Genomic DNA, 2,871 nt, shown 5'->3' with positions numbered 1-2,871 from the left:
ACGGCGGGACGCGGCGGGAGCGCCGAGCCCGGCCGCGCCGACCCGCGCGGGCGGCCGGACCGGGCTGGAGGAGGCCGCGTGAGCGCCCCGCACCCGACGCGCCCGGAGCCGGTACGCCCCGGCCCCGCGCACCCCGAGCCGCCTCCTCCCGACCCGGCCCGGCCCGATCCGACCCGGCCCGATCCGGCACGTTCCGAGTCGGCGGGCTCTGACTCGGCGCACTCCGGGCCCGCGCCGTCGGCGGTGCCCCGCCCGGCCCCGGCGCACCACCGCCCGCCGCCCCCGGGAGGCGAGTCGCGGGACACGGCCGCGCACCCCCTGGACAACCCCGCGCTGACCTCGCTGACCGGCCCGCACGCCCACTTCGCCGAGGCGCGCGGGCGGGTCCTGCGCTACCCGCTCGACGTGTCGCCCTGGCTCGCGTTGCCGGACGACCCGGACGAGGACGACTGGGCCGACCTCGCCGCCCTGGCGGGCCCCGGCGCCGAGGTGCCGCTGCCCTCGGTCCGCTGCCCGCCGCCGGACGGCTGGGAGGTGACGTTCAGCTTCGAGGGAGTGCAGCTCGTCGACGACGGCGTGGCCGCGGCGCCGGACGAGGAGGCCGTCCGGCTCGGCCCGGCCGACGTGCCGGAGATCCTGGACCTGGTCGCGCTCACCCAGCCCGGACCGTTCCTGCCGCGCACCATCGAGATGGGCACCTACCTGGGCATCCGGCGCGGCGGCGCGCTCGTGGCGATGGCCGGGGAGCGGCTGCACCCGCCGGGCTGGACGGAGATCAGCGCCGTGTGCACCCACCCGGACCACCGCGGCGAGGGACTGGCCTCGCGGCTGGTCCGGGCGGTCGCGGCGAACATCCGCGCGCGCGGCGAGACGCCCTTCCTGCACACCGGCGCGCGCAACACCACGGCCATCCGGCTGTACGAGTCGCTGGGCTTCCGGCTGCGGGCCCGGACGACGTTCCAGGGGGCACGGGTGCCGGCGGACCTGCCGGGCGTCGGCACGGCCGCGCCCTCCGGCCGGTGAGGTGACCGCGCGCCGGGCGCCGTACGGGCCGTACGGGCCGGGCCGGCCGTAACGGGCGCCGGGCCCGGGCGGCCGGCCGTACGGCGGCCGACGGGCCCGCTCGCCGGGGCCGGGAAGCTGACGGTACGGGTGGCCGGAACGTACCCGCTGGCGCAGGCCGCGACCGCGCACGAACGGCTGGCGAAGGGCGGCGTGCGGGGCCGGCTGGTGCTGGTGCTGGTGGCGGCGCGGCGGTACGGGCCGGAGGGCGCGCGGGCCGCGCGGACCCGGTGCACAGGGCGCTCCGGGAGTCGGCGGCGCGGAACGGTCCGGTGGCGCGCGCCCGGCGCGCGCGCCCGGCGGTTGACGCCCGTAACACCGCGCCCCATCATGTGCGCACCGGTGCGCCGCCACGACCAGCGCTGTACGGCGCCGCACCGGGTACAACGGGGGAAGCACGATGACACACGCACTGCATCACGCGCATGCCTGTCCGCCGTCGCGGCTCTTCGCCCTCATGGCAACCACGGACCGAAAGAGAACCATGCGCTACCGAACCAGGGTGACGGCACCCGCAGCCGCCGCCCTCCTCGCCTCCGGCGCGCCCCTCGCCCGCGCCACGGCCGCACCGACCGCGAGCACCGCCGCGCCGACCGGGCTCAGGACCGCCGCCACCGGCGGGGAAGGCCTCGGCGACCCGGTCTACCCGACCCTCGGAAACACCGGCTACCGGGTCTCCGCCTACCACCTGGACGTCACCTACCGGCCCGACACCAGACTGGTCGACGCCGTCGTCACGGTCTCGGCCAGGGCCACCGAGTACCTGACCCGCCTCTCGCTCGACGCCGGGGCCGCCCTGGACATCCGCGAGGTGGCACTGGACGGCAGGCCCGCGGCGTACGAGCGGCAGGGCGACAAGCTCGTGATCACGCCCGCCCGCCGCGTCCCCCGGCGCGGCCGGCTGGCCGTACGGATCGCCTACACCGCCGACCCGCGCGCGCTGGCCTTCCCGTACAACGGCTGGGTGCCCACGCCGGACGGCTTCGCGGTCGCCGGCCAGCCGAACCTCGCCCACACGGTCTTCCCCTGCAACGACCACCCCAGCGACAAGGCGTACTTCGCCTTCCGGATCACCGTGCCGGACGGCCTGAAGGGCGTGGCGAGCGGCACGCCGGTGTCCCAGGAGAGCACCGGGGACGGCACCACGACGTTCGCCTACCGCTCGCGCGACCCCATCGCCACCGAGGTCGTCCAGCTGTCCGTCGGCGACTACACGGTGGTCGAGCGCCAGGGCCCCGGCGGTCTGCCGCTGCGCGACGTGGTGCCGGTCGCCCGCGCCCAGGCCCTGGAACCCGCGCTCGCCCTCACCGCGGGCCAGCTGGCCTGGCTGGAGGCGCGGCTGGGCGCGTACCCCTTCGAGACGTACGGCATCCTGCCCGCCAACACCGACGACCCGCAGGCCTTCGACTTCACCGGCCTGGAGACGCAGACCCTCACCCTCTACAAGCCGAACTACCTGCTCCAGCCGGAGAACAAGATCGGCTCGCACATGATGCACGAGCTGACACACACCTGGTTCGGCAACCTGGTCTCCCCCGCCACCTGGGCCGACCTGTGGCTCAACGAGGGCCACGCCGACTACTACGGCCTGCTGTACCGGTACGAGCGCGGCTGGCCCGACTCGCTGGGCCTGACCTCCATGGAGGCCCGCATGAAGGACGTGTACGCGCGGGGCGACCAGTGGCGGCACGACTCGGGCCCGGTGGCCGCGCCGACCGCGGAGAACCTGTTCGACGCGCAGCGCTACACCGGCGGCACGCTCGTGCTGTACGCGCTGTGGAACCTAGATGATCAATTCCAAGGGGTCAG

General features: G+C 76.2%; 2 protein-coding genes and 1 pseudogene. All 3 read left to right on the top strand.

All coding sequences use genetic code 11. The features are described 5' to 3' along the window. The first annotated feature begins 318 nt into the window (after positions 1-318). Complete coding sequence (locus tag RKE29_RS29110; protein WP_312008703.1) at positions 319-1,023, top strand: GNAT family N-acetyltransferase; 705 nt, start codon at positions 319-321, stop codon at positions 1,021-1,023. Between the two features lie 111 nt (positions 1,024-1,134). Further along, positions 1,135-1,224, top strand: a pseudogene (locus tag RKE29_RS29105) (zinc-binding dehydrogenase); the annotation flags it as partial. Between the two features lie 322 nt (positions 1,225-1,546). Further along, the coding region (locus tag RKE29_RS29100; RefSeq protein WP_312008702.1) for a M1 family metallopeptidase at positions 1,547-2,871 on the top strand (1,325 nt) is incomplete at its 3' end.

This window comes from Streptomyces sp. B1866 (genome assembly GCF_031932565.1).
Classification (GTDB): Bacteria; Actinomycetota; Actinomycetes; order Streptomycetales; family Streptomycetaceae; genus Streptomyces.
Note: the sequence above shows the minus strand (reverse complement) of the source record. Positions and strands in the feature narration are given on the sequence as shown.